The organism is Breznakia sp. PFB1-19, from assembly GCF_029893935.1.
GTDB classification, from domain to species: Bacteria; Bacillota_I; Bacilli_A; order Erysipelotrichales; family Erysipelotrichaceae; genus Breznakia; species Breznakia blatticola.
The window spans coordinates 1-23,949 of the sequence record NZ_JARXXJ010000004.1; the positions used below are offsets into that span (position 1 = coordinate 1).

A 23,949-nucleotide genomic window follows, 5' to 3' on the forward strand; every position below is an offset into this window, starting at 1 on the left:
TATCACAACTTTCTGAAGATAACAAAAAACCAAGCAAAATTCACTTCATCGATGAATTTTGCTTGGTTAATGGATTCTTAACTTAATGACATTAAATAGTAGAGACCTTTTTTATCTGCGAATTCATCATCGATGATATAGGTATTTCCACCAATTTCATAAACTGTATACGATACAAGTGAAGAACCAAAATCTTTTTCAAGTTTTTGATATTTCTTGTAGTTTTCCTTATCTTTATCTAGACATATACCTGAACAGTTACTTGGATATTCGATTACATAATCTAGTCCAGCAACAAAATGATAAGCAGTTGTAATATTGCTACCAACTTTTAGGACATATTGTTGATCTTTTTGATCAAAGCAGATACTTGTTTTTCCACCAGCATCATTTATGATACAAACATTATCAGTTAATGAAGATATGCTAATTCCTGCAACTTTATTCACTGTAAAATCATTGGTAGGTATCTTCACATCATTTTCTAGATAGTAGCTTCCATCTTTATCGTAAAAATCATAACTAAAATGATATATATCGCCATTATACGTAATCGTATAATCTTGATTTGTTCCTGCAATTCCATAACCTAAATGTTCGTTATACTCAATTTCTTGAAAGATTTCAAATAGTATCCCATACGTGACATCTTTAGATCCACTTAGTGTATATCGTTTATATGAATCATGATATTGAATGTGAACTTCTTGAGTTTTATCTCTTGCTTCACTTAACTTCGAATTTGGAATACTTGTATCTTCCAAACGATATTGCACGATTTTTTGCACATATGCAGTTTGCATTTCTTCACTTGTTATTTTTGTATCTAAATCTTCACGCATAATATACACATCAGGAAATAGATGTTTGAATGCATCCTTTTCATATTGCAGTTTTACAGGAATATTTGCTCCCTTAGGTAGACCTTCATTTACTTGTGTATAAATATCCTTGGCACGATCCACATTATATTCAATTTCATGATATGCAGTATACATCATATAGATAGATGTATTTGATTCATCTACATATGCTTGTTCACTTAACAAGTTTTGTTTTTGCTGTTCAAGTTCCCATTTTATACTTACATCTTTATAGTCATCATCCAAAATGTATTCACAGCCACTTCCTGCACAACCAAATAGTCCACCACTTGCCTTATGACTTGTGACTTGTACTTGTAAGTTTTTACGTTTCTCTGGTGTGAAGGTATAGATGATTTCATTATTTACTTTATCTTCACTTACATATGTAAATGTTTCGTCATATGCATCTTTTAAATATGACAGTGCTTCTTCTTTCGTATAGTGCTCTTCTCTTCCTTTGTCACACCCTGTAATCATGACAAGTAATGCACACACCACACACAGTATCCATTTTTGTTTCATTTTCGTTCCCTCTACGTTTTATTATAGCGAAAAATATGCAAATACGAAATATTTTTAGCATTCCATACAGAAAAAAAGCCGCTTGCGCGACTTTTTAAGTTTTGTGATAAAACTAAAATTATTTAATAATTTCAGTAACGTTTCCAGCACCTACTGTACGTCCACCTTCACGAATTGAGAATTTAGTTCCTTGTTCGATCGCGATTGGCGCAATAAGTTCTACGTGCATTTCTACGTTATCACCAGGCATAACCATTTCAGTTCCTTCTGGTAATGTGATTACTCCAGTAACATCTGTAGTACGGAAGTAGAATTGAGGACGGTAGTTAGAAACGAATGGTGTGTGACGTCCACCTTCTTCTTTTGAAAGTACATATACTTGTGCTTTAAAAGTAGTGTGAGGAGTTACACTTCCAGGTTTACAAAGGATTTGTCCACGAACGATTTCGTCACGGTTAACCCCACGTAATAATGCTCCAATGTTATCTCCTGCTTCAGCGAAGTCAAGAAGTTTACGGAACATTTCGATTCCAGTAACAACTGTTTTCTTAGTGTCTTTAATACCAACGATTTCAACTTCTTCGTTGATGTTTAATTGTCCACGTTCAACACGTCCAGTAGCAACTGTACCACGACCTGTGATTGTGAAAACATCTTCTACTGACATAAGGAATGGTTTGTCAGTTTCACGTGCTGGATCTGGTACGTATGCATCTACTGCATCCATAAGTTCAGTAATTTTACCAACCCATGCTTCATCACCATCTAATGCACCTTTTGCTGATCCACGGATAACTGGTGCGTTATCTCCATCGAAGTTGTATTCGCTTAATAATTCACGAACTTCCATTTCAACAAGGTCAACTAATTCATCATCATCAACCATGTCACATTTGTTTAAGAACACAACAATTTTTTCTACACCAACTTGGTTAGCAAGAAGGATGTGTTCACGAGTTTGAGGCATAGGCCCATCAGTAGCAGCAACAACTAAGATTGCTCCATCCATTTGTGCAGCCCCTGTAATCATGTTTTTTACGTAGTCGGCGTGACCTGGACAGTCAACGTGTGCGTAGTGACGGTTAGCTGTTTGGTACTCAACGTGAGCCGTGTTAATTGTAATTCCACGTTCTTTTTCTTCAGGCGCTCCATCAATTTGGTCGTAAGCTTGTGCTTCAGCGTTTCCTGTTTTTGCTAATACGTTTGTAATAGCAGCAGTTAATGTTGTTTTTCCGTGGTCAACGTGACCAATTGTTCCAATATTAACGTGAGTTTTCGATCTATCGAACTTTTGTTTAGACATCTTTCATTTCCTCCTAATTTTAAGTACATTTTAAAATATCGAATTTTCGTTATCCTTTATCATTTTAAATCATGTTACTAAGAAAAGCAATATGTTAAAACAATAAATCAATTGTATGAAAGACTACGCAGCAGCGCGTTCTTTCATGATTTTTTCACTAATGCTTTTTGGTACTTCAGCATAGCGAGCAAACTTCATTGAATAGTTACCACGACCTTGTGTAAATCCACGTAAGTCTGTAACGTATCCAAACATTTCAGAAAGTGGAATACTTGCTTTAACTGAGATCGCATTTCCTCTTTCTTCTTGACCATCGATCATACCACGACGAGAACTAACGTCTCCCATAACTGATCCAAGGTACTCAGATGGTGCTGTAACTTCAACTTCCATGATTGGTTCAAGTAAGACAGGATCACATTTCTTAGCAGCTTCTTTAAGCGCCATAGATGCAGCAATCTTATATGCCATTTCACTTGAATCGACATCGTGGTAAGATCCATCAAATAATGTTGCTTTCAAGTCAATAACTTCATATCCAGCTAACATACCGTTATGTAAAGCAGCTTCAACCCCTTCACCAACAGCTTTGATGTATTCTCTTGGTACAGATCCACCAACTGTTTTATCTTCGAACTCAAATCCTTGGTCAGGGTTTGGTGCAAAGCGAATCCAAACGTGTCCATATTGTCCACGTCCACCTGATTGTTTAATGTATTTCCCTTCACATTCTGCTTCTTTGCGGATTGTTTCACGGTAAGCAACTTGAGGTGCCCCAATGTTTGCTTCTACTTTAAACTCACGTTTCATACGGTCAACGATGATGTCAAGGTGTAATTCCCCAACTCCAGCGATGATTGTTTGTCCCGTTTCATCATCAGTGTATGTTTTGAATGTTGGATCTTCTTCAGCAAGTTTTGCAAGTGCAAGTCCCATTTTGTCTTGGTCACCTTTTGATTTAGGTTCTACCGCAACACGGATAACTGGTTCTGGGAAGACCATTGATTCAAGAACGATTGCTGCGTTTTCAGCACATAGTGTATCTCCAGTTGTTGTATCTTTAAGACCAACAGCTGCAGCGATATCTCCAGCGTAAACTTCAGAGATTTCTTTACGTTCATTTGAGTGCATTTGAAGAATACGTCCGAAACGTTCTTTTTTACCCTTCGTTGCATTCAATACGTAAGTTCCACTTTTTGCTGTTCCTGAGTACACACGGAAGTAAGATAATTTACCTACGAATGGGTCAACAGCGATTTTAAATGCTAATGCACTAAATGGTGCATCATCACTTGATTCACGTACTTGTTCTTCACCGTCAGGAGTTGTTCCTGTAATTGCAGGTACATCAACTGGTGAAGGTAAGTAAGCAAGAACTGCATCAAGAAGTAATTGTACCCCTTTGTTTTTGTATGCAGATCCACATAATACTGGGAAGAATTCTCCAGTAATTGTAGCTTTACGGATTGCTTCTTTTAATTGTTCAAGAGATGGTTGTTCTCCTTCAAGAACCATCATCATCATGTCATCATCAAAGTCAGCAACTGTTTCTACTAATTCTTGGTGTAATGCTTCACATTTGTCTTTTAAGTCAGCAGGAATTTCAATTTCTTCAATATCAGTTCCTAAGTCATTTGTGTAGTTGTAAGCTTTTAATTCAACGATATCAATGATACCTGTGAAGTTAGCTTCTGCTCCAATTGGGAATTGGATAGGTGCAGTTTTTGCTCCTAAACGATCCTTAATTGTGTTTACACTCATTTCGAAGTCTGCCCCTGTTGCATCCATTTTGTTACAGAATACAATACGAGGAACTCCATAAGTTGTTGCTTGACGCCAAACAGTTTCTGTTTGAGGTTCAACCCCAGCTTTTGCATCAAGAACAGTTACAGCACCATCTAATACACGTAGTGAACGTTCAACTTCTACAGTGAAGTCAACGTGACCCGGAGTATCGATAATGTTAATACGGTGACCTTTCCAGTGAGCTGTAGTAGCCGCACTAGTAATTGTGATCCCACGTTCTTTTTCTTGTTCCATCCAGTCCATTGTAGAAGCTCCATCGTGAGTTTCTCCAATTTTGTGGTTTACCCCTGTATAGTACAAAATACGTTCTGTACAAGTTGTTTTCCCAGCATCGATGTGAGCCATGATACCGATGTTACGAGTGTTTTGTAGACTAAATTCGCGAGCCATATAAATAACCTCCTACCAACGGTAGTGAGCAAACATTTTGTTTGCTTCTGCCATTTTGTGGATATCTTCGCGTTTCTTAACTGAAGCTCCATTTCCTGCAGCTGCATCCATAATTTCAGCAGCTAATCTTTGTTCCATTGTTTTTTCGTTACGTAAACGAGCATAGTTTACGATCCAACGAAGCCCTAATGTTAAACGTCTTTCAGCAGAAACTTCAACTGGTACTTGGTAGTTAGATCCCCCAACACGACGTGCTTTAAGTTCTAACATAGGCATAACGTTTTCTAACGCAGCTTCAAATACTTCCATTGGTTTCTTTTCTGTTTTTACTTCGATAATATCGAATGCATTATAAAGAATTGTTTGAGCAACTCCTCTTTTCCCATCTACCATGATCTTATTAATTAAGCGAGTAACTAATTTCGAGTTGTAAATTGGATCGACCAATACATCACGTTTAGGGACATGTCCTTTTCTAGGCATAGTATTTCCTCCTTCTTCTTAGTTTGCGACTATTTCGCTTTTGGTTTTTTCGTACCGTATAAAGATCTTGATTGATTACGGTCATTAACTCCAGCACAGTCAAGTGTTCCACGAACGATGTGGTAACGTACCCCTGGTAAATCCTTAACACGTCCTCCACGAATAAGAACAACACTGTGTTCTTGAAGGTTATGTCCGATTCCACCGATGTACGCAGTTACTTCCATTCCGTTTGATAAACGAACACGAGCATATTTACGTAATGCAGAGTTTGGTTTCTTTGGCGTCATTGTACCAACACGAGTACATACTCCACGTTTTTGTGGTGCAGCTTGTTTTGTTGGACGAGAACGTAAAGAGTTGTAACCTCTGTTTAAAGCAGGTGATTTTGTAACCCAAACTTTGTCTTGACGACCTTTTCTTACTAATTGGTTAATAGTAGGCATAATTTCTCCTTTCAAATCTAAGCACACATTTCCGGGTGTGCCATCCTTTGGCATAATAAATGTTCCATCACTGGAACCCACTAGCCTGTTCATAATATAACAATCTAGTGTATCTTGTCAACGATTTTTTCAAAAAATGCGCGGATGGACAATTCTCTTATCCAAGTCGCGCTTTTCTTATCTGATTTCTAGAATGTAATGACTGCAAGTGCTATAAATAATTGATACCATTATCATAATAACACTCAATTCCTTCACCATCATCTTCTATTGCATATGATTCAAACTTAGGTAAATCAAGTGAACTTGCATAATCTGATTCATTGTATCTTTCTGTAAATATATCCAGTTGAACTACCCTTTCAGCTTTTCCTGCATTGTTTTTTTTGGAAAACACCAAAACCTAACGTACATACCGAAACAAGCATACATACTATCGCAATATACAAACTTACTTTTGGTAGCGGCCATGTATATTGTGTTCTTTACATACTTCATTAACTCTAAACATAATTTCCTTTTGTGTAAACGTATTTTAGTAGAGCACACACATTTACATCATATCTACATCTGTTTATTCAATCAACGCGCAAAAAAAGCAGAGTCCTTTCGAACTCCACTTTCATTCTATAATTCTGTTTCGCCTTCTTGAATACTTAATTCATCTTCAGCTACTGCAGCATCGATTGCTTCTGAGTCTTTTTCCAAAAGTTCTTTTGGCACAAAGCTCAATAGCTTATCTTCTTCATCGCTTTCTTTTGTATTAGCAGCGATACGTTTTGCACGTAATTCTTCTGCTTTTTCATTAATTAAGCGAGTTGATTCACGATCTACATCAAGACCTGTTCCCGCAGGAATCATTTTCCCAATGATTACATTTTCCTTTAATCCAACTAAGTGGTCACGGCTACCGTTAATTGCAGCATCCGTTAATACTTTTGTTGTTTCCTGGAATGATGCAGCTGATAGGAATGAATCTGTTTGTACAGATGCTTTTGAAATACCAAGTAGTGTTGGTCTAAACACCGCAGGGCGTTTTCCTGACAATAATACATCACGGTTAATTTTTGTAATCTTCGTTAATGAGATTTTTTCACCAGCGATTAAGCCTGTGTCATTACCTTCGATAATTTCCACACGACGTAACATTTGGCGAATCATGATCTCGATATGTTTATCGGAAATATCGATACCTTGACTTGCATATACCTTTTTAACTTCTTTCAGAATGTATTGTTGTACGTCTTGTACTCCAGCTACTTCAAGAAGTTCTTTTGGTGCTACTTGACCTTCAGTGATTTTATCACCTGCAGTTAAACGCCAAGGAACTGCATGTCCCACTTTTAAGTTCTTCTCAATTTGGTCGCGTTCCTTCTTAGATGCTGGTTTTTCAATTAACCAAGCACGAAGTGTTTGTGTTGGACCAACTTTATGAACAATTGATTCTGTTTCGTTTGCAATAGTTACTTCAATTCCACCGATACCTTCAAGTTGTTTAATTTCAACAATATCTCCAGTAATTTTCGCTAGAACTGCAGCACCTTTTGGTGAACGAGCTTCAAATAGTTCCTCTACACGAGGTAACCCTTGGGTGATATCTCCACCACCAGCAACCCCACCGGTGTGGAATGTACGCATGGTAAGTTGGGTACCTGGTTCCCCAATGGATTGTGCTGCCATTGTACCAACAGATTCTCCAACTTCAACAACTTCACCAGTCGCCATATTACGTCCGTAACATTTTTTACATACACCGTGAACGGTTTGACAAGTGAATGCTGAACGGATGTACACTTGTTTTACACCAGCATCAACGATTTCTTGTGCTATATCTTCATCCATGAATTCTCCAGCATCAATAATCAATGCATTTGTTTCAGGATGATAGATTGCATCTTTTGTATAACGACCAACAAGACGGTCAAATAGTGATTCGATTTTTGTGTCTTGTTTACGGTCACGAATTTCTTCTACAAGGTAACCACGGTCAGTTCCACAGTCATCTTCACGCACAACAACATCTTGTGCAACGTCAACTAAACGACGTGTTAAGTATCCTGACTCGGCTGTTTTCAAGGCTGTATCGGTAAGACCTTTACGTACCCCATGGGTAGAAGTAAAGAACTCAGATACGTTTAGTCCTTCACGGAATGAAGAATAAATAGGTACCTCAATAACTCCTGGTTGGTAACCTGAAGCTGACTTCGATTGTGATGGACGTGCCATCAATCCACGCATACCAGCAAGTTGCGTAAAGTTACTGTCATTACCACGGGCTCCTGAAGTCGCCATCATGTTGATTGGGTTTTTACGAGCAATTGCCGCTTTGAACTCAATCAGAATGTCTTTTTTCACGTCATCCCATAGTTTGTTAAGTAGACGTTCCCATTCTTGCATAGTAAGTTTACCTTTTTTACGATATTCCATAAGCACTGCTGCTTTTTCTCGACCGTAATCAACGTATTTTTTCTTGTTAGGGGCAACTTCAATATCCGCTAGTGATACTGTAATACCCGCAACTGTAGAATATTTGAATCCATTGTTTTTGATTTCATCAAGAATTTCACTTGTTTCAACCGTCGAGTAACGTTTAAACACTTGACCGATAACAAGTCCTAAATCCTTTTTCTTCATTGCATCAACTGGTTCTAACCCAGCGATTACTTCAGGCATATTTGTTCCCATTGGGAAGAAGTATTTGTCTGGAGTTGCAACGAAGTTTTCTTCACTTACTTCGTTAATGTAAGGGAAGTCTTTTGGCAAGATGTTGTTAAAGATAACTTTACCAACAGTTGTTACCAAGTATGAGTTGTTTTGTTCTTCTGTAAATCCATCTTTTTGTAAAGAACGACCGTGAAGCGCAATACGTGTATGTAAGTGCACTTGGTTTGCTTCATATGCCATCATAACTTCATTGATGTTGTTGTAAGCATGACCTTCATTGTCACCATACGCTTGCCATTTATCAGCTTCATTATCACAACCTAGTGCTCTATATTCTGCACTTTCTGCATAGAATTCTTCTTTTGTTTCTTCCATTGTTAAGTAGAAGTTACCAAGTACCATGTCTTGTGATGGTGTAACGATAGGTTTTCCATCTTTTGGACCAAGGATGTTGTTAGAACCTAGCATTAATACATATGCTTCAGCTCTTGCTTCTTCACTTAATGGAACGTGGACCGCCATTTGGTCACCATCGAAGTCCGCGTTGAATGCAGGACAAACTAGAGGGTGAAGACGGATTGCTCTACCTTCTACAAGTTTTGGTAGGTATGCTTGAATACCAAGACGGTGAAGTGTAGGGGCACGGTTCAATAGAACTGGGTGTCCTTCAATTACATCTTCAACGATGTCCCAAATTCTTGGGTCACCTTTGTCGATTAATTTTTCAGCAGTTTTATGGTTACTAGCGATTTCGCGGTTAACGATTTCATTAATAACATATGGTTTAAATAATTGGATAGCCATCTCACGAGGGATACCACATTGGTACATTTTCAAGTCTGGACCTACCGCGATAACTGAACGTCCTGAGAAGTCAACACGTTTACCAAGTAAGTTTTGACGGAAACGACCTTGTTTCCCCTTTAATGAGTGAGAAAGTGATTTTAATGCACGTCCTCCAGCTCCTGTAATTGGTTTACTACGACGTCCGTTGTCAATTAAAGCATCAACAGCTTCTTGTAACATACGTTTTTCGTTTTGCACGATAATTGCAGGTGTTCCAAGTTCCAATAATTTTTTTAGACGGTTGTTACGCGTAATTACACGACGGTAAAGGTCGTTAAGATCACTTGTTGCGAAACGTCCACCATCTAGTTGTAACATTGGACGTAAATCAGGTGGGATAACTGGTAATTCAGTTAGTATCATCCACTCAGGGTTGTTATCAGAATTTCTAAATGCATTAACTGTATCCAAACGTTTGATTAGTTTGTTACGTTTTTCTCCTTGTGCACCGTCAAGTGCATCTTGGATTGCCTTGTATTCTTTTTCAACATCCACTTGCTCAAGCAATACTTTTACTGCTTCAGCTCCGGTTTTTGCTTCAAACGCCCCAGCACCATACAGTGCCACGTTTTCACGATATTCTCTTTCCGAAAGAACTTTTTTGTATTCTAGCTTTGTATCTTTTGGATCCGTTACAATCCAAGATACGAAGTAAACTACTTCTTCAAGTTGTTTAGGTGTTACATCAAGTAACAGCCCCATACGACTAGGGATTCCACGCAAGTACCAAATGTGTGCAACTGGTGCAGCTAAAGAAATATGTCCCATACGTTCACGACGAACGCTAGACTTTGTTACTTCAACTCCACAACGATCACAAACTACACCTTTGTAACGTACTTTTTTGTATTTACCACAGTAACATTCCCAGTCTTTGCTTGGTCCGAAGATTTTCTCACAGAACAATCCATCACGTTCTGGTTTTTGTGAACGGTAGTTAATTGTTTCTGGTTTTTTTACTTCTCCGTAAGACCATTCTAAGATTCTTTCAGGAGATGCTAAATTAATCTGAATTGACGAAAATTTATTTACACTCATCTTTTAGCCTCCTATTCAATCACGTCTAGTAAAGCTTCAAGCCCACTATCGCTAATTTCTTCTTTTACTTCATCCGAGTGATCATGATCCTCGGCTGCCATTTCTTCTTCTGCTTCAACTAATTGTTCTTCATCATCAATGTGTACATTTGCAAGTTCATCATCAAGTTGAGCAATTGTTGCATCAGCATTGTTGGCTTCTTGTCTACTATCTTTAGGTGCTTGTTCTTCTTGGTTATTGATGTCTACCAATTCCCCATTGTCATCAAACATTTTTACATCGATAGCTAAGGCTTGTAATTCGTGAACAAGTACTCTGAATGATTCAGGAATACCAGCTTCAGGAATATCTTTACCTTTGATGATCGCTTCATACGTTTTTGTACGTCCTTGGATATCATCTGATTTGATTGTCAAGATTTCTTGTAATGTGTGTGCTGCTCCATATGCTTCAAGAGCCCAAACTTCCATTTCCCCAAATCTTTGACCACCATTTTGCGCTTTCCCTCCAAGAGGTTGTTGCGTTACTAATGAGTAAGGTCCTGTTGCACGTGCATGTAGCTTGTCATCAACCATGTGGGCAAGCTTAATCATATACATAACCCCAACAGAAATTCTTTCATCAAATGGTTCCCCTGTACGTCCATCGTATAGTACAGATTTACCATCTTTAGTCATACTCGCTTCATCCATGATTCCACTTAACTCTTCGTTATCGATTCCATCGAATACTGGAGTTGAGAATTTTACACCTAATTTCTTAGCTGCGAATCCTAAGTGGATCTCAAGAACTTGTCCAATGTTCATACGTGAAGGTACCCCGAATGGATTTAACATAATGTCAACTGGAGTTCCATCTGGCATATATGGCATATCTTCAATCGGTAAGATTTTAGAGATAACCCCTTTGTTACCGTGACGTCCGGCCATTTTATCCCCTTCAGAGATTTTACGTTTTTGAACAATGTATACTTTTACCGTTTCATTTACCCCTGGAGGTAAATCGTGACCTTCACTACGTTTGAAGACACGCACACTATGTACGATACCATCTCCACCGTGAGGTACTTTTAAACTATTGTCACGAACTTCACGAGATTTTTCACCGAAGATTGCTAATAAAAGTTTTTCTTCAGGACTTACTTCGCTTTGTCCTTTTGGTGTTACTTTACCAACTAGGATATCTCCTTCTTTAACTTCCGCACCAACCATAACGATTCCGCGTTCGTCTAAGTTACGACAAGCAGCTTCACTTACGTTTGGAATATCGCGTGTAATTTCTTCAGGTCCTAGTTTTGTATCACGACAGTCAATGTCGTAATCTTCAATGTGGATTGATGTATATACATCATCACGCACTAAGCGTTCAGACATAATGATCGCATCCTCATAGTTATATCCATACCAAGTCATGTAGGCAATCGTAACGTTTTGTCCTAATGCTAACTCTCCATTTTGCATAGAAGGTCCATCGACAATTACATCACCTTTTTCAATTTTTTCACCTTTTTGCACGATTGGCATTTGGTTAATTGAAGTACCAGCGTTTGAACATTCGAATTTTTTAAGTTTGTATTCGCGTTTTCCGCCTTTTTCACTTACAACAACACGTGTTGCATCAACAAAATCAACCACACCATCTTCTGCAGCAACAACTGCTGAACCAGAATCTTTGGCAATTTTGTTTTCGATACCTGTACCAACAAATGGACTTTGTGGCTTAATTAAAGGTACCGCTTGACGTTGCATGTTCGCTCCCATTAAGGCACGAGAAGCATCATCGTTTTCCAAGAATGGAATACAAGCTGTCGCTACCGAAACGATTTGTTTTGGACTGACATCGGCAAGTTCTACTTTTTCGCGTTCTGCCATGATTGTTTCACCATTTAATCTGGCAACGACTTGTTCATTAACAAGTAATCCATCAACAACCTCGTTGGCTTGGGCAATAATGTAGTCCGCTTCCTCGTCTGCACTTAAGTACACACAGTCTTCGCTAACTTTTCCATCTTTTACAATACGGTATGGTGTTTGGATAAATCCATACTCGTTAATTTTTCCATATGTTGTCAAGTTTGAAATCAGACCAATGTTTGGTCCCTCAGGTGTTTCAATTGGACAAATACGACCATAGTGAGATGAGTGAACATCACGTACTTCAAATCCCGCACGATCACGTGTTAAACCACCAGGTCCTAATGCTGAAATACGACGTTTATTTGTAAGTTCAGCAAGTGGGTTTTGTTGGTCCATGAATTGTGACAATTGTGAACTCGAGAAGAATTCTTTAATTGCTGCTGTTAATGGACGAATATTTGTAAGTTTCTTTGGTGTTAATGTTTCAATTTCAGCAATTGACATACGTTCTTTAACCACACGTTCCATACGTGATAAACCAATACGGAATTGATTTTGGATAAGTTCACCAACTGAACGAATACGACGGTTACCTAACATATCAATATCGTCATTTTCACCAATACCATACATATTAGTTAATGTGTATGAATATAGTGCATACATATCAGATACAGTAATTGTGTGTTTGTTTAGGAATGGATCATTACCAACCACACTTACAGGAATGTTATCTCCACTATGAACAAGCACTTCTTGTACGGCACAACCAATTAAGTAAGCACGTACATTTCCTTTTTCAACAAGGGCACGTAATTCTTTTTCTTGTGCTTCACTTAATGTAGCAACTTTATCTTTTTGTGAGAAGTTATATGTAAATACTTCACCTTCAGAATCTGCTAAATCATTACCTTTCGCATCAACGATACGACCTAATGTATATAGTGTTTGACCATATGCCATCACTGCTTTGAAGTTATCTTTTGTGATTGTGATTTCCTTAGCCATTAATCCAGCTAAGATTTCAACTTCTTCAACTTCTTCTTTTTGTAATAATTCTACATCTTCTTTTGTTAATACTGTGTTTTCAAATAATGTAGTTTTCTTAAGTTCTACATCGTAAGCTAATACACGTCCTACTAAAGCACTTGCATAACTTACAGGCACACTTACCACATCATTATGGTAGAACAGTGTGTTATATGGGAATGCAGTAACATGCATACCACGTTTCATTTCTTCACGTAATGCATCACGCACCGTACGGTCTACAAGTGTTCCTTGTTTATGTAACACTTTTCCATCAATATCAACGATGTCATGTGCTAAATAATTAGAGAACATGCGGTCTACAACTGATAATTTCTTAGACAGTTTGTAACGCCCTGCTTTTGTTAAGTCATAACGACGCGAATCAAAGAATTTTTGATTCATTAAGTTAATTGAACCATCAAGTGTAGGAATTTCATCCGCTCTTTGGTTTTCATAAATCGTCAACAACGCTTCTTGTGTTGTTGCTACTTTTTCTTCAAATAAAGTGTTTTCCACTTCTTCATATTGTCCGAAGTAAGAACCATATAGGTTTAAGTATAAATCTAAGTATTCTTTTTCTTCGTTATTTTCAGGCAATTCACTTACAAGTTTACGACCCATTGTATCTAAGAAAATACGGATTTGTTCAGAATCATTAGGGTCAATGTTGTTATCTAAATCGACAGACATTCCAAGCGCTTTGAAAAGGATGGTACTTGCCACCTTACGTTTACGGTCAATCAATACATTTAATAAACGACCTCCCGTTTGTTTTTTAATGTCACTTTGGAATTCTAACCACGTTCCTCTTGAAGGGATTAATTCTGAGTGATATGTAGGACGCCCAGTTTTTTCTTCAACTCCAGTTGCAAAGTATGCTCCTGGAGAACGTACGATTTGTGAAACGATAACACGTTCTGCCCCATTTATGATAAACGTTCCTGTGTCTGTCATAATTGGGAAATCCCCAAGGAAAACATCCTCCTCTTTTGAAATCAATTCTCCTGTGTTAGGATCCTCAATTTCTAGTTCCATTTTTGCTTTCAATGAAGTTGCATAGTTAATTTCTCTATACATTGATTCTGAAGCATTGAATTTAGGTTCTTCGAATTCGTAATCAACGAAGTTCAACTTAATGTTTCCACTGTGGTTTTGAATCGGATAAATCTCATTAAAAACCTCTTGGATACCTTCGCTTTTAAACCAGTCAAAAGAGTCCGTTTGAATTTCTACTAAATTAGGTAATTCAAGATCACCACTAACTTTAGAATAATCTCTACGTTCAGCTTTTTTACCGATTTTTACAGTACGATATGTTTCTTTTTTTGCCATGAATGCCTTCCTTTCTTATGTATTTTAAAACGACGAAAAGGGCATGTAACCCCATCATAAAATTTTACTTTATTGCAATTTATTATATTACCAACACTTTGTCAATCTGTCAATCATTTATTTGAGTTTCTTACTTGACTTATATACGTAGAACCCCTTGTCTTTTGCCAGTAGTTGGCAATTACCAAATATCGACTCTACATACTTTTGCGCGCTTTTTGCACCATGTGATTTACGCATCACAAAATACAAACACCCATCATCCACTAAATGTGCATAACTATCAGCTAGTAATTTATAAACAACTTGTTTACCTGCACGTATGGGTGGATTGGTAATAATGCTTTCGAATCTTCGTTCATGTAAAGAATCAAAACCATCAGACTTTAAAGTCTCTACATCAACTTGATTCTTCTGCGCGTTTTCTTTTGCTAGTTCAAGTGCACGATCATTTACATCAACCATCGTTACACGTGTTTGTGGATAGCGTTTTTTAAACAAGATTCCAACCGTCCCTAATCCACATCCCAAATCAAGAATATCACCTTTGAATTCTTCATTTTCAATGCTTTCTAACAGGACTTTTGTACCTACATCAAGACCATCTTTACTAAAGACACCATGGTCACTTATGAAGGTTGAATCAAAACACCAAAACCGGAAAGAGAATTCCTTCCGGTTAGATTTTGTATGTTTATTATCTTCGAAATAGTGAGACATCATACCACATCCTTTGGTGTTAATAAGTAAGATAATGTAAAATTATTTAACTTCTACAGCTGCTCCAGCGTCAACTAATTTAGTTTTGATTTCTTCAGCTTCAGCTACTGGAATGTTTTCTTTAATTACTGCAGGAGTAGCTTCAACTTTTTGTTTCGCTTCTAATAATCCTAATCCAGTAATTTCACGTACTGCTTTAATTACGTTAACTTTTGAAGCTCCAACTTCTGTGATTGTTACAGTAACTTCTGTTGGTTCCCCAGCAGCAGCTCCGTCATCAGCAGCAACTACAGCAACTGGTGCAGCAGCAGTAACTCCGAATTCTTCTTCGATTGCTTCGATTAGTTCGTTTAATTCAAGAATTGTCATCTCTTTTAGAGAAGCAATTACGTCATCTTTATTTAATTTAGCCATGATAAATTTTCCTCCTATATGTTATTTTATTAAGCTTGTTCTTGTTCTTGTTTTTGGTCACGCACTGCTGATACAACACATGCGAAGTCTCTAATAGGTGCTTGTAAGCAACTTAAGAACATAGAGATCATACCATCGCGGTTTGGTAGTTTTGATAGTTTTGTAATTGTGTCAATTCCAACAACTTCTCCTTCAACCACACCAGCTTTAATTACTAATGCACTGTGAGTTTTCGCAAATTTTGCTAATACTCTTGCAGGTGCAACTGCATCTTCTGAGAATGCGAATGCGTTAGGTCCAGTTAAGCTTTCTTTTAAATCACTATAACCAGCATCTTCTGCAGCACGCACTACCATTGAGTTTTTGTAAACTGTGAAGTCTACACCTTCTTCGCGTAATTCACGACGAAGTTCAGTAACTTCAGCAACTGATAACCCACGGTATTCAACGATAACGCTACTTGAGCTATTTTTGAACTTGTCAGAAATTTCAGTTACGAGTTCCTGTTTTGCTTGTAATACTGCTTCTTTCATATTTAACCTCCTCTTACTTATATTTGATCAATATACCTAAGAGAATAAAAAACTCGTCTTATCCTTACATAGACAAAACGAGTTAAAAGTTTATCATCTTTTTCTCATTTACCTCGGTAACATGATTAAGCTTGCGCCGTTACTGTCTATGGCATATTGAAACATTGTTATTCTATATGGTATCTACGATAAAGTCAACAATTAAATTGCAACTTTGACACCAGGACCCATTGTACTACTTACTGTAATATTTAAGAAGTATTGTCCTTTTACTGCAGCTGGGCGAGCCTTAGCTACAACATCGTATAATGTGTTGAAGTTTTCAACTAATTTTGCATCATCGAAACTTACTTTACCCATAAGTACGTTGATGTTTCCATCTTTATCAACACGGTATTCTACTTTCCCTTTTTTGATATCTTCAACGGCTTTTTTCACGTCCATTGTTACTGTACCAGTTTTAGGGTTTGGCATTAAACCTTTAGGTCCTAAGATTTTCCCAATTTTTCCTAGTTCACCCATCATGTTAGGTGTTGCTACGATTACATCAAAATCTAACCAACCTTTTTTCATATCGTCGATTAATTCTTTTCCACCAACGAAATCTGCTCCAGCATCTTTCGCTTCTTGTTCTTGAGCTCCTTGAGCGATAACACAAACTTTTTGTGTGCGTCCACTTCCGTTTGGAAGAACGATAGCTCCACGGATTTGTTGGTCCGCATGACGTGGATCAACGTTTAAACGCATTGATAATTCAACACTTTCGTCAAATTTTGCGTAACTTGCTTTTTTAATTAAAGCGATTGCATCGTTAATAGCGTATGTTTTTTCAGCGTCTACTAATTTTGCAGCTTCTAAATATTTTCTACCTTTATTAGCCATGGTGACCTCCTATTCCATACCTTCGACAACAATACCCATGTTGCGAGCAGTACCAGCAATGATTTTCATTGCTCCATCAATATCGTTTGCATTTAAGTCTGGCATTTTGTATTCAGCGATTTCGCGAACTTTGTCAGCACTAATAGTTCCAACAGAAACTTTTGAGTCACTTGCACCTTTGTTTACGTTAGCGGCTTTCTTTAATAAGATTGAAGCTGGTGTAGTTTTTAATACAAAATCAAAACTTTTGTCTTCGTATGCAGTAATGATTACTGGAACGATATCACCTTGACGGTCTCTAGTAGCATCGTTAAATGCTTGTGTAAATTGAGGCATGTTGATTCCAACTGATGCCAATGCAGGTCCTGGTTTCGCTCCCCCTGCTGGGAATTGTAGCTTCGCTACTTTTGCGATTTTTTTCTTGCTCATAAGACACCTCCGTTTTCTTTGTCTTATGCAGTGGTCAATCGAAAGGATCGCACCTTCCTACCACGCATAGTAAGCTTATGCCTAAACAGGCTTCCTTATAATATAATAAAAGCACGCGAAATGCAAGCATTCTTGCAACTTTCTACGTGCCATAATTCGTAATGTATCTTTATTTGCATCCTTTGCAAATGTGTTTTGCTTTTGCACTACCACCCATGGCGGTTTCACGTAAGGTTGCTGGTAAAGAGTGACCAACGTTTTCCATGACTTCAATCATGTCATCTAAAGGAATTACATTGGCAATTCCACTCATTGCCATTTGCGCACAAATCAGAGCATTTGTTGCACCAACTGTGTTTCTTGTTTGACAAGGCACTTCTACCAATCCACAAATTGGATCACATACAAGTCCTAAGATATTCATAAATGCATGACTTGCTGCATGCAGTGATTGTTGCACACTTCCACCCATTAGTTCCACTATGGCACTTGCTGCCATTGCACTTGCTGTACCAACCTCAGCTTGGCAACCACCTTGTGCACCAGACACATTTGCATTACGCATCGTTAAATAACCAATCGCACTTGCATTATACAGTGCTTCAATTATCTGTTTATCACTAAAACCACGAACTTCTTGTAATGCGACAAAACATCCTGGCAGCACTCCACTAGCACCTGCTGTAGGCGCCGCAACAATCAGTCCCATTGAAGCATTGACTTGACTGACTGCTAGTGCATATAGTACCGCTTTATCAACAAGCTCCCCACAAAAGCTTTTCCCACTTTCGATAAACGCTTGCATATCTTTTGCTTCTTCGCGAAGAAATCCACCCATTGATTCCAGTTCTTGATGAATTGGTTTATGCGCTGCTTGTTTCATAATCGTCCACGATTTTTCCATTCGTAAATATATATCTTCTTCTTTACGGTTGAATACTTCCATTTCACGCTTCACCATGATTTGTGAAATTCTACAGTTTTCTTTTTTCGTTAAAGCGAATAATTCTTTTGCACTTTTAAACATTAGTCCCACTCCAATCTAGCTATATAGGATACACTTAAAATCGCTTGATCTTTGCGTAATTCTTCAAATAATGCATTATCAAAATATTCATCGACTTCAACTATCGTATAGGCAATCTTCCCTTTGTCTTCGCGATAGAGTTTCATAAAGGCAATATTAATTCCATATTTGGCAAGAATACTTGATAATCTAGCAATGACTCCTGGAGCATCTTGTTGCTTCACTACGATCGTGTCATATTCTCCACTTAGATTTACCTCAACTCCGTTGATGGAATTAATCATTACTTCTCCACCACCAACGCTTTCTCCACGCATCTTGTATTCCACACCAAACTGATCCACCATATGAATGATTACCGTGTTTGGTGCAAATGCAGGATCGTGTTTTTCTTTAAATGTAAAAGCGAGTCCCGCCTCTTTAGCACAACTAAATGAATCCTTGATTCGTTCATCATCTGGATTCATGCCTAACATACCAGCAACAAGCGCGCGATCTGTCCCATGGCCTTTATATGTTTTGGCAAATGAACCATATAAATCAAAACGTACATCTACAATTTTTTCATTAGCAATACGACGTGCAATTTGTGCAATTCGACATGCCCCTGCGGTATGACTTGATGAAGGTCCTATCATATTTGGACCAATGACATCAAACATGCTTATTTCTTTCATAATACGTCCAACCTTTCCACGTTTATTTTATATCATATTCCATAAAAAAAGTAGAAGATTATTCTTCTTCCACTAGTTTTACATCTTCTAATGTTTTTGTATATTCTGACTTTTCTAAATCAGCATATCCAATTTCTGCAGGTGTTTCTCTACCAAACAGCGTTGTTAATACAGTTGCAACTTGTGTTTCTGCATTTAATTCTTCAACTGTTCCTTCCATGTTTGCAAATGGTCCATCAAGAATACGCACGTGATCTCCAACTTCGAAATTCACGTTGACTTTCTTTTCACTCATTCCTAAACGACGTAGGATGGAATCAATTTCATCTTCAGCAACTGGGAATGGTTTTGCCCCACCACCACTTGAACCGATAAATCCTGTAACACCTGGTGTATTACGAACAATATACCAAGCTTCATCAGTCATCATCATTTCAACAAATAAGTATCCAGGGAAAAGGTTTTTTACCTTCTCAACTTTTTTACCGTTTTTGTATTCGATTTCTGTTTCTTCAGCAACGATTACTTGGAATAGTGAATCCTGTAGACCCATTGTTTCTACACGACGTTCCAAGTTCAACTTTACTTTATTTTCATGTCCTGCATATGTATTTACTACATACCATTCTTTTTTTATTTCACTCATATATTATACACCTAATAAATCCGTCAAGAACCATGCATTGAACGCTGTACATGCCAAAAAGAATAATGCAAATGCAGCTGTAAAGATAATTACAGTTGCGCTATCTTTTGCAAGTTCTTTTGGTGATGACCAACGAATTCGCTTGATTTCAGTTATAATCCCACGGATACTAAACCATTTTAACATCTCGATTCCTCCTACTTCGTTTCTTTATGAATCGTGTGTTTTCCACACTTTTTACAAAATTTCTTAATTTCCATACGTTCTGTATAGGTTGTTTTATTCTTCTTTGTTGAATAATTACGTGATAAACATTCGCTACATGTCAGTATCACTTTTTGTGCTTGTCCATTATTAGCCACGATATCACCTCATTGCCTTATTACTTTATCATATGACCTTTACTTAGTCAATGAATGTCTAACATTTATCCTACCACAAACAAACAAGGAAAAGCACGTATTTCACTTACATACGCTCATTTTCCTTGTTAGTTAATTTCATTTTTTTGAGGGTAGTTTATATCCTGCACGTATCATTTGAATTCCCCGAGTTTAGAAGCAAAAAAACAACCATAATCATCATTTACCTTTTGTTCATCGATTTATTTCGATGTTTTTTTGTCAATACTTTTACACTAAAGTGTTGTGTGTTGTTATGTGATGTGGTATAATATACCTATATTAGGAGGATCCTCTATGTTCGTTAAGAAAAATAAAAACTCTGCTGGTCGTATCGTTCTTGCTTATTATGAAGGGTATCGTGATAAAAATGGAATACCTAGACAAAAACACATTAAACGTATTGGTTTTCTTGATGACCTAGAGAAACTCTATGATGATCCTCTCGCTCATTTCAAAGCTGAAGCCAAACGTTTAACTGAAGAAGCAAAGGCTAACAACCAAGATTCTATCACTGTCTCTTTAGATATGAATCAACGCACACCCATTAACCAAAGCCAAGTTAAAAACCTAGGATATGTGTTTCTCCAATCTGTTTATTCTTCATTGAAGCTTCCTGAGTTTTTCAAGAATAAACAACGGAATACGAAGATTGAATACAATTTCAATAATGTCATTTGTTTACTTGTATTCTCAAGAATTTTAAAACCGGAATCGAAAATCGCTACTTTCAAATCATCTTCTATGTATTTTGAGAAATTAGCTTCAAGTTCAGATGCTATTTACGATGTATTAACTCGACTCTATCCATTACGTAATGAACTACAAGCTTATTTACATGAAAGTGTAAAAGCAAAATATGGAAGATCTAATGAACATGCATTCTTTGACTGCACAAATTATTATTTTGAAATTGATTCAGAAAAAGGGATTCGAAAAAAAGGTCCAAGTAAGGAACACAGAAAAACACCAATCGTTCAAATGGGATTATTGATGGATTCGAATGGGATACCAATGGCATACCATCTCTTCCCTGGTAACGAGAGTGAAAAAGTAAACTTACGTCCTGTAATCAATCGATGCAAAATTGACTACAATATAGGCAGAGTTATTGTAGTTGCAGATCGTGGACTAAATACAAGTGACAACATTTTCTATACACATGGTAAAGGAGATGGTTATGTATATAGCCAAAGTATTCGAGGAGCAGATAAGAAATATCGTGACTGGGTCCTTGATGAAGACGGATATATAACTCACAATGATCATTCCGACACAATTACAGGTGATGATGAGAATGAAGTTATTGATGCATTTAAAATAAAGTCTCGAATCATTGGAAAGACAATTAAAATCGAAGAAAATGGCAAACGAAACCATGAGGTCACAATCAAACAAAAGCAAGTAGTTTACTATAGTCCAAAGTATGCAAAAAGACAAAAAATGAAAAGACTGGAATCAGTTGAGAAGGCGCAGCGTCTAATTGAATCAAGCGGAAAATATACACAAGCATCTAACTATGGTTGCATGAATTATATTGAAGAAAATGTAATTGATCAATCGACAGGTGAACTATTACAAAAAAAGAAGAATGATAACATTATGCGTCATATAAATTATGACAAGATTGAAGAAGAAGAGAAATATGATGGGTATTATTCAATCGTGACTAGTGAAACGAATCTAAGTGATATAGAAATCTTAAATACCTATCGTGGGTTATGGAAAATCGAGGAGTCATTTAAAATCACAAAAAGTGAACTAGAATCCCGACCAGCACACGTATCAAGAGATGATCATATTGAATCGCACTTTTTCACATGTTTCTTATCATTACTATTAATACGTGTGATTGAACATGAGATTGAACGCAAATACTCACCACAACAGTTAATAGAAGGCCTTAGAAGTTTTAACTACACCTTGGTAACTGAGAATATTTATCAATGTTTAAATCGCAACGAGATAATAGACTTATTAGATGAGACATTTGGATTGGATACATCAAAATACCGAATGACACTAGCAAAAATCAAAAATATTATAGCAACTAGCAAAAAAGAGTAAAATACACTACAAAAAAGTGTGAAACTAAAAATGGCTAAAACCTTATGAATAAAGGGCTTAGCCATTTTTTATGCTTTTTTAACTTCTAAAGTCAAGTTACTTAGTCAATGAATGTCTAACATTTATCCTACCACAAACAAACAAGGAAAAGCACGTATTTCACTTACATACGCTCATTTTCCTTGTTAGTTAATTTCATTTTTTTGAGGGTAGTTTATATCCTGCACGTATCATTTGAATTCGCAAATCTTTTTTCAAACGATACATCGTATTATCTATCGTTTTTTCTGCTTCAGATAGAATCCTTGATATCTCTTTATATGAGTAACCTAGTTCCCATAAAGTAAATATCTTTTGTTCTTTCTCACCCATGTTTTTCACACAACTCCGTATGGATACCATTTGTTGCTTAATCTCAAATGCCCATGTTGGTTCAATACAAGGATCGCAAGCGATAATATCTCCAATTAGTAAGCCGCCTTGTTCACATACATATTGATCAAGAGATAATAAACTTTGATTGGCACGATTTTTCAAATTATATGCAGAACGAAGATAGTTGTAACACGTACGCTCCATCACGACACGATAGTAACTACTAAACTTACAGTCCATTGTTTCTTTGTACGTGTTGGCTGCTTTGTATAATGCAATGATACACTCTTGATACAAATCCTCTAAATCGCAAGATGTCTTCACCTTACTACTATAGCCGTGCACATATGCACGAATGATTCGCTTATATTTGTCAATTAATAATGACAATGCCTCTTCATCGCCCTGTCGAATCAAATATAGAAGCTCATTGTCATTTTGATGACAATGACTCACAATTTCACCCCCTAACTTTATTTATTTCTATTTGTATAGATTCCGTATAGGAGTACTGCACAGGCAACTGATGCATTTAAAGAAGTAACATGTCCGACCATCGGTAAACTAACAAACATATCACATTGTTTCTTTACTACATCACTCATTCCATACCCTTCACTACCAATCACTAATACAATTGGCATTTTATAGTCAGGTGTACTATAATCTTGCGCTTGATACATATCACTACCAATCACCCAATAGCCTTTCTTTTTCAAATCACGCAAGGTATTTGCTAGATTTGTAACTTGGCATACAGGCACATAATCAATTGCACCTGTGGATACTTTGGCAACCGTTGGATTTAATGATACACTACGATGTTTTCCAATAATGACTCCATCTGCACCAACTGCATCACATGTTCGTAATATAGCTCCCAAATTATGTGGATCTTCTAGTCCATCCAACAACACAAGCAGTGGATATTCTTTATCAATGGAATCAACCAACTGATGAATATCTGCATATTTATACGCATCAATTTCAGCTACAATCCCTTGGTGATTTCCCCCGTTTGCAAGTTCATCAAGTTTTTTGCGTCCACAATTCTTAAACGAAATCTTTCGATTATATATTAACGATAAAATCTCTTTATCCTTAAATCCTTCTAAAATCCATAAATTATGAATATTTTTATTATCATTTAGTAATTGTCGAACGACATTCTTTCCGAAAACAATTTGTGTCATC

The 23,949-nt window shown here is 37.0% G+C and carries 21 protein-coding genes and 1 other annotated feature; of the genes, 1 reads left to right on the top strand and 20 read right to left on the bottom strand.

Annotated features, from left to right (window positions below):
- Positions 1-77 precede the first annotated feature (77 nt).
- The 18 genes from M2098_RS03055 to rpmG form a co-directional block, all read right to left on the bottom strand.
- On the bottom strand, positions 78-1,388 hold the full coding sequence (locus tag M2098_RS03055; protein WP_280681609.1) for a hypothetical protein: 1,311 nt from the start codon (positions 1,386-1,388) through the stop codon (positions 78-80).
- A 118-nt stretch (positions 1,389-1,506) separates the two neighbouring features.
- Positions 1,507-2,691 (bottom strand): elongation factor Tu, encoded by a 1,185-nt coding sequence (tuf, locus tag M2098_RS03060; RefSeq protein ID WP_280681611.1) that lies wholly within the window; start codon positions 2,689-2,691, stop codon positions 1,507-1,509.
- Positions 2,692-2,814: 123 nt separating this feature from the next.
- Entirely contained in the window at positions 2,815-4,887 is a 2,073-nt protein-coding gene (fusA, locus tag M2098_RS03065; RefSeq protein ID WP_280681613.1) for an elongation factor G, read from the bottom strand.
- A 12-nt stretch (positions 4,888-4,899) separates the two neighbouring features.
- The gene (gene rpsG / locus M2098_RS03070; RefSeq protein ID WP_067425776.1) at positions 4,900-5,370 is read right to left on the bottom strand and encodes a 30S ribosomal protein S7; all 471 of its coding nucleotides are present in this window, start codon (positions 5,368-5,370) and stop codon (positions 4,900-4,902) included.
- A 29-nt stretch (positions 5,371-5,399) separates the two neighbouring features.
- Positions 5,400-5,816: a 30S ribosomal protein S12 gene (gene rpsL / locus M2098_RS03075; RefSeq protein ID WP_067425773.1), complete on the bottom strand. Its 417-nt coding sequence runs from the start codon at positions 5,814-5,816 to the stop codon at positions 5,400-5,402.
- A gap of 211 nt (positions 5,817-6,027) precedes the next feature.
- Positions 6,028-6,213 carry a hypothetical protein gene (locus tag M2098_RS03080; RefSeq protein ID WP_280681616.1) on the bottom strand — a complete coding sequence of 62 codons (186 nt, stop codon included), beginning with the start codon at positions 6,211-6,213 and terminating at the stop codon, positions 6,028-6,030.
- 230 nt (positions 6,214-6,443) lie between these two features.
- Entirely contained in the window at positions 6,444-10,364 is a 3,921-nt protein-coding gene (gene rpoC / locus M2098_RS03085) for a DNA-directed RNA polymerase subunit beta' (RefSeq protein WP_280681618.1), read from the bottom strand.
- Positions 10,365-10,375: 11 nt separating this feature from the next.
- Entirely contained in the window at positions 10,376-14,584 is a 4,209-nt protein-coding gene (locus M2098_RS03090; protein WP_280681620.1) for a DNA-directed RNA polymerase subunit beta, read from the bottom strand.
- Between the two features lie 117 nt (positions 14,585-14,701).
- Positions 14,702-15,304: a methyltransferase gene (locus M2098_RS03095; protein WP_134169716.1), complete on the bottom strand. Its 603-nt coding sequence runs from the start codon at positions 15,302-15,304 to the stop codon at positions 14,702-14,704.
- Positions 15,305-15,346: 42 nt separating this feature from the next.
- Entirely contained in the window at positions 15,347-15,718 is a 372-nt protein-coding gene (rplL, locus tag M2098_RS03100; RefSeq protein ID WP_067425762.1) for a 50S ribosomal protein L7/L12, read from the bottom strand.
- A gap of 29 nt (positions 15,719-15,747) precedes the next feature.
- On the bottom strand, positions 15,748-16,251 hold the full coding sequence (gene rplJ / locus M2098_RS03105; protein WP_280681623.1) for a 50S ribosomal protein L10: 504 nt from the start codon (positions 16,249-16,251) through the stop codon (positions 15,748-15,750).
- A 37-nt stretch (positions 16,252-16,288) separates the two neighbouring features.
- Positions 16,289-16,421, bottom strand: a sequence feature (ribosomal protein L10 leader region).
- Positions 16,422-16,452: 31 nt separating this feature from the next.
- On the bottom strand, positions 16,453-17,133 hold the full coding sequence (rplA, locus tag M2098_RS03110; RefSeq protein ID WP_134169682.1) for a 50S ribosomal protein L1: 681 nt from the start codon (positions 17,131-17,133) through the stop codon (positions 16,453-16,455).
- A 9-nt stretch (positions 17,134-17,142) separates the two neighbouring features.
- A complete protein-coding gene (gene rplK, locus M2098_RS03115; RefSeq protein ID WP_280681626.1) occupies positions 17,143-17,562 on the bottom strand; it encodes a 50S ribosomal protein L11 in 420 nt (139 codons plus the stop codon).
- A 169-nt stretch (positions 17,563-17,731) separates the two neighbouring features.
- Positions 17,732-18,589, bottom strand: a complete 858-nt coding sequence (gene sdaAA, locus M2098_RS03120) for an L-serine ammonia-lyase, iron-sulfur-dependent, subunit alpha (protein WP_280681628.1) — start codon at positions 18,587-18,589, stop codon at positions 17,732-17,734.
- Positions 18,589-19,266, bottom strand: coding sequence for an L-serine ammonia-lyase, iron-sulfur-dependent subunit beta (gene sdaAB, locus M2098_RS03125; protein ID WP_280681630.1), 678 nt, complete (start codon positions 19,264-19,266; stop codon positions 18,589-18,591). The genes sdaAA and sdaAB overlap by 1 nt, the downstream gene beginning before the upstream one ends.
- Before the next feature lie 58 nt (positions 19,267-19,324).
- A complete protein-coding gene (gene nusG / locus M2098_RS03130; protein ID WP_280681632.1) occupies positions 19,325-19,912 on the bottom strand; it encodes a transcription termination/antitermination protein NusG in 588 nt (195 codons plus the stop codon).
- Positions 19,913-19,915: 3 nt separating this feature from the next.
- Positions 19,916-20,098, bottom strand: coding sequence for a preprotein translocase subunit SecE (gene secE / locus M2098_RS03135; protein ID WP_280681634.1), 183 nt, complete (start codon positions 20,096-20,098; stop codon positions 19,916-19,918).
- An 11-nt stretch (positions 20,099-20,109) separates the two neighbouring features.
- Positions 20,110-20,274, bottom strand: coding sequence for a 50S ribosomal protein L33 (gene rpmG / locus M2098_RS03140; RefSeq protein WP_067425738.1), 165 nt, complete (start codon positions 20,272-20,274; stop codon positions 20,110-20,112).
- A gap of 336 nt (positions 20,275-20,610) precedes the next feature.
- Between rpmG and M2098_RS03145 the strand changes: the two genes are divergently transcribed.
- Complete coding sequence (locus M2098_RS03145; protein ID WP_280681636.1) at positions 20,611-22,380, top strand: IS1634 family transposase; 1,770 nt, start codon at positions 20,611-20,613, stop codon at positions 22,378-22,380.
- 195 nt (positions 22,381-22,575) lie between these two features.
- On the opposite strand, the gene M2098_RS03150 is transcribed toward M2098_RS03145, so the two are convergent.
- A complete protein-coding gene (locus tag M2098_RS03150) occupies positions 22,576-23,211 on the bottom strand; it encodes a sigma-70 family RNA polymerase sigma factor (RefSeq protein ID WP_280681638.1) in 636 nt (211 codons plus the stop codon).
- Between the two features lie 17 nt (positions 23,212-23,228).
- Positions 23,229-23,948: a 23S rRNA (guanosine(2251)-2'-O)-methyltransferase RlmB gene (gene rlmB, locus M2098_RS03155; protein WP_134169670.1), complete on the bottom strand. Its 720-nt coding sequence runs from the start codon at positions 23,946-23,948 to the stop codon at positions 23,229-23,231.
- Between the last annotated feature and the right edge of the window lies 1 nt (position 23,949).

Bases quoted from the DNA above. Each gene is read 5' to 3' on its own strand.
- M2098_RS03055 (WP_280681609.1), bottom strand. From the start codon at position 1,388: ATGAAACAAAAATGGATACTGTGTGTGGTGTGTGCATTACTTGTCATG.
- tuf (WP_280681611.1), bottom strand. From the start codon at position 2,691: ATGTCTAAACAAAAGTTCGATAGATCGAAAACTCACGTTAATATTGGA.
- fusA (WP_280681613.1), bottom strand. From the start codon at position 4,887: ATGGCTCGCGAATTTAGTCTACAAAACACTCGTAACATCGGTATCATG.
- rpsG (WP_067425776.1), bottom strand. From the start codon at position 5,370: ATGCCTAGAAAAGGACATGTCCCTAAACGTGATGTATTGGTCGATCCA.
- rpsL (WP_067425773.1), bottom strand. From the start codon at position 5,816: ATGCCTACTATTAACCAATTAGTAAGAAAAGGTCGTCAAGACAAAGTT.
- rpoC (WP_280681618.1), bottom strand. From the start codon at position 10,364: ATGAGTGTAAATAAATTTTCGTCAATTCAGATTAATTTAGCATCTCCT.
- M2098_RS03090 (WP_280681620.1), bottom strand. From the start codon at position 14,584: ATGGCAAAAAAAGAAACATATCGTACTGTAAAAATCGGTAAAAAAGCT.
- M2098_RS03095 (WP_134169716.1), bottom strand. From the start codon at position 15,304: ATGTCTCACTATTTCGAAGATAATAAACATACAAAATCTAACCGGAAG.
- rplL (WP_067425762.1), bottom strand. From the start codon at position 15,718: ATGGCTAAATTAAATAAAGATGACGTAATTGCTTCTCTAAAAGAGATG.
- rplJ (WP_280681623.1), bottom strand. From the start codon at position 16,251: ATGAAAGAAGCAGTATTACAAGCAAAACAGGAACTCGTAACTGAAATT.
- rplA (WP_134169682.1), bottom strand. From the start codon at position 17,133: ATGGCTAATAAAGGTAGAAAATATTTAGAAGCTGCAAAATTAGTAGAC.
- rplK (WP_280681626.1), bottom strand. From the start codon at position 17,562: ATGAGCAAGAAAAAAATCGCAAAAGTAGCGAAGCTACAATTCCCAGCA.
- sdaAA (WP_280681628.1), bottom strand. From the start codon at position 18,589: ATGTTTAAAAGTGCAAAAGAATTATTCGCTTTAACGAAAAAAGAAAAC.
- sdaAB (WP_280681630.1), bottom strand. From the start codon at position 19,266: ATGAAAGAAATAAGCATGTTTGATGTCATTGGTCCAAATATGATAGGA.
- nusG (WP_280681632.1), bottom strand. From the start codon at position 19,912: ATGAGTGAAATAAAAAAAGAATGGTATGTAGTAAATACATATGCAGGA.
- secE (WP_280681634.1), bottom strand. From the start codon at position 20,098: ATGTTAAAATGGTTTAGTATCCGTGGGATTATAACTGAAATCAAGCGA.
- M2098_RS03145 (WP_280681636.1), top strand. From the start codon at position 20,611: ATGTTCGTTAAGAAAAATAAAAACTCTGCTGGTCGTATCGTTCTTGCT.
- rlmB (WP_134169670.1), bottom strand. From the start codon at position 23,948: ATGACACAAATTGTTTTCGGAAAGAATGTCGTTCGACAATTACTAAAT.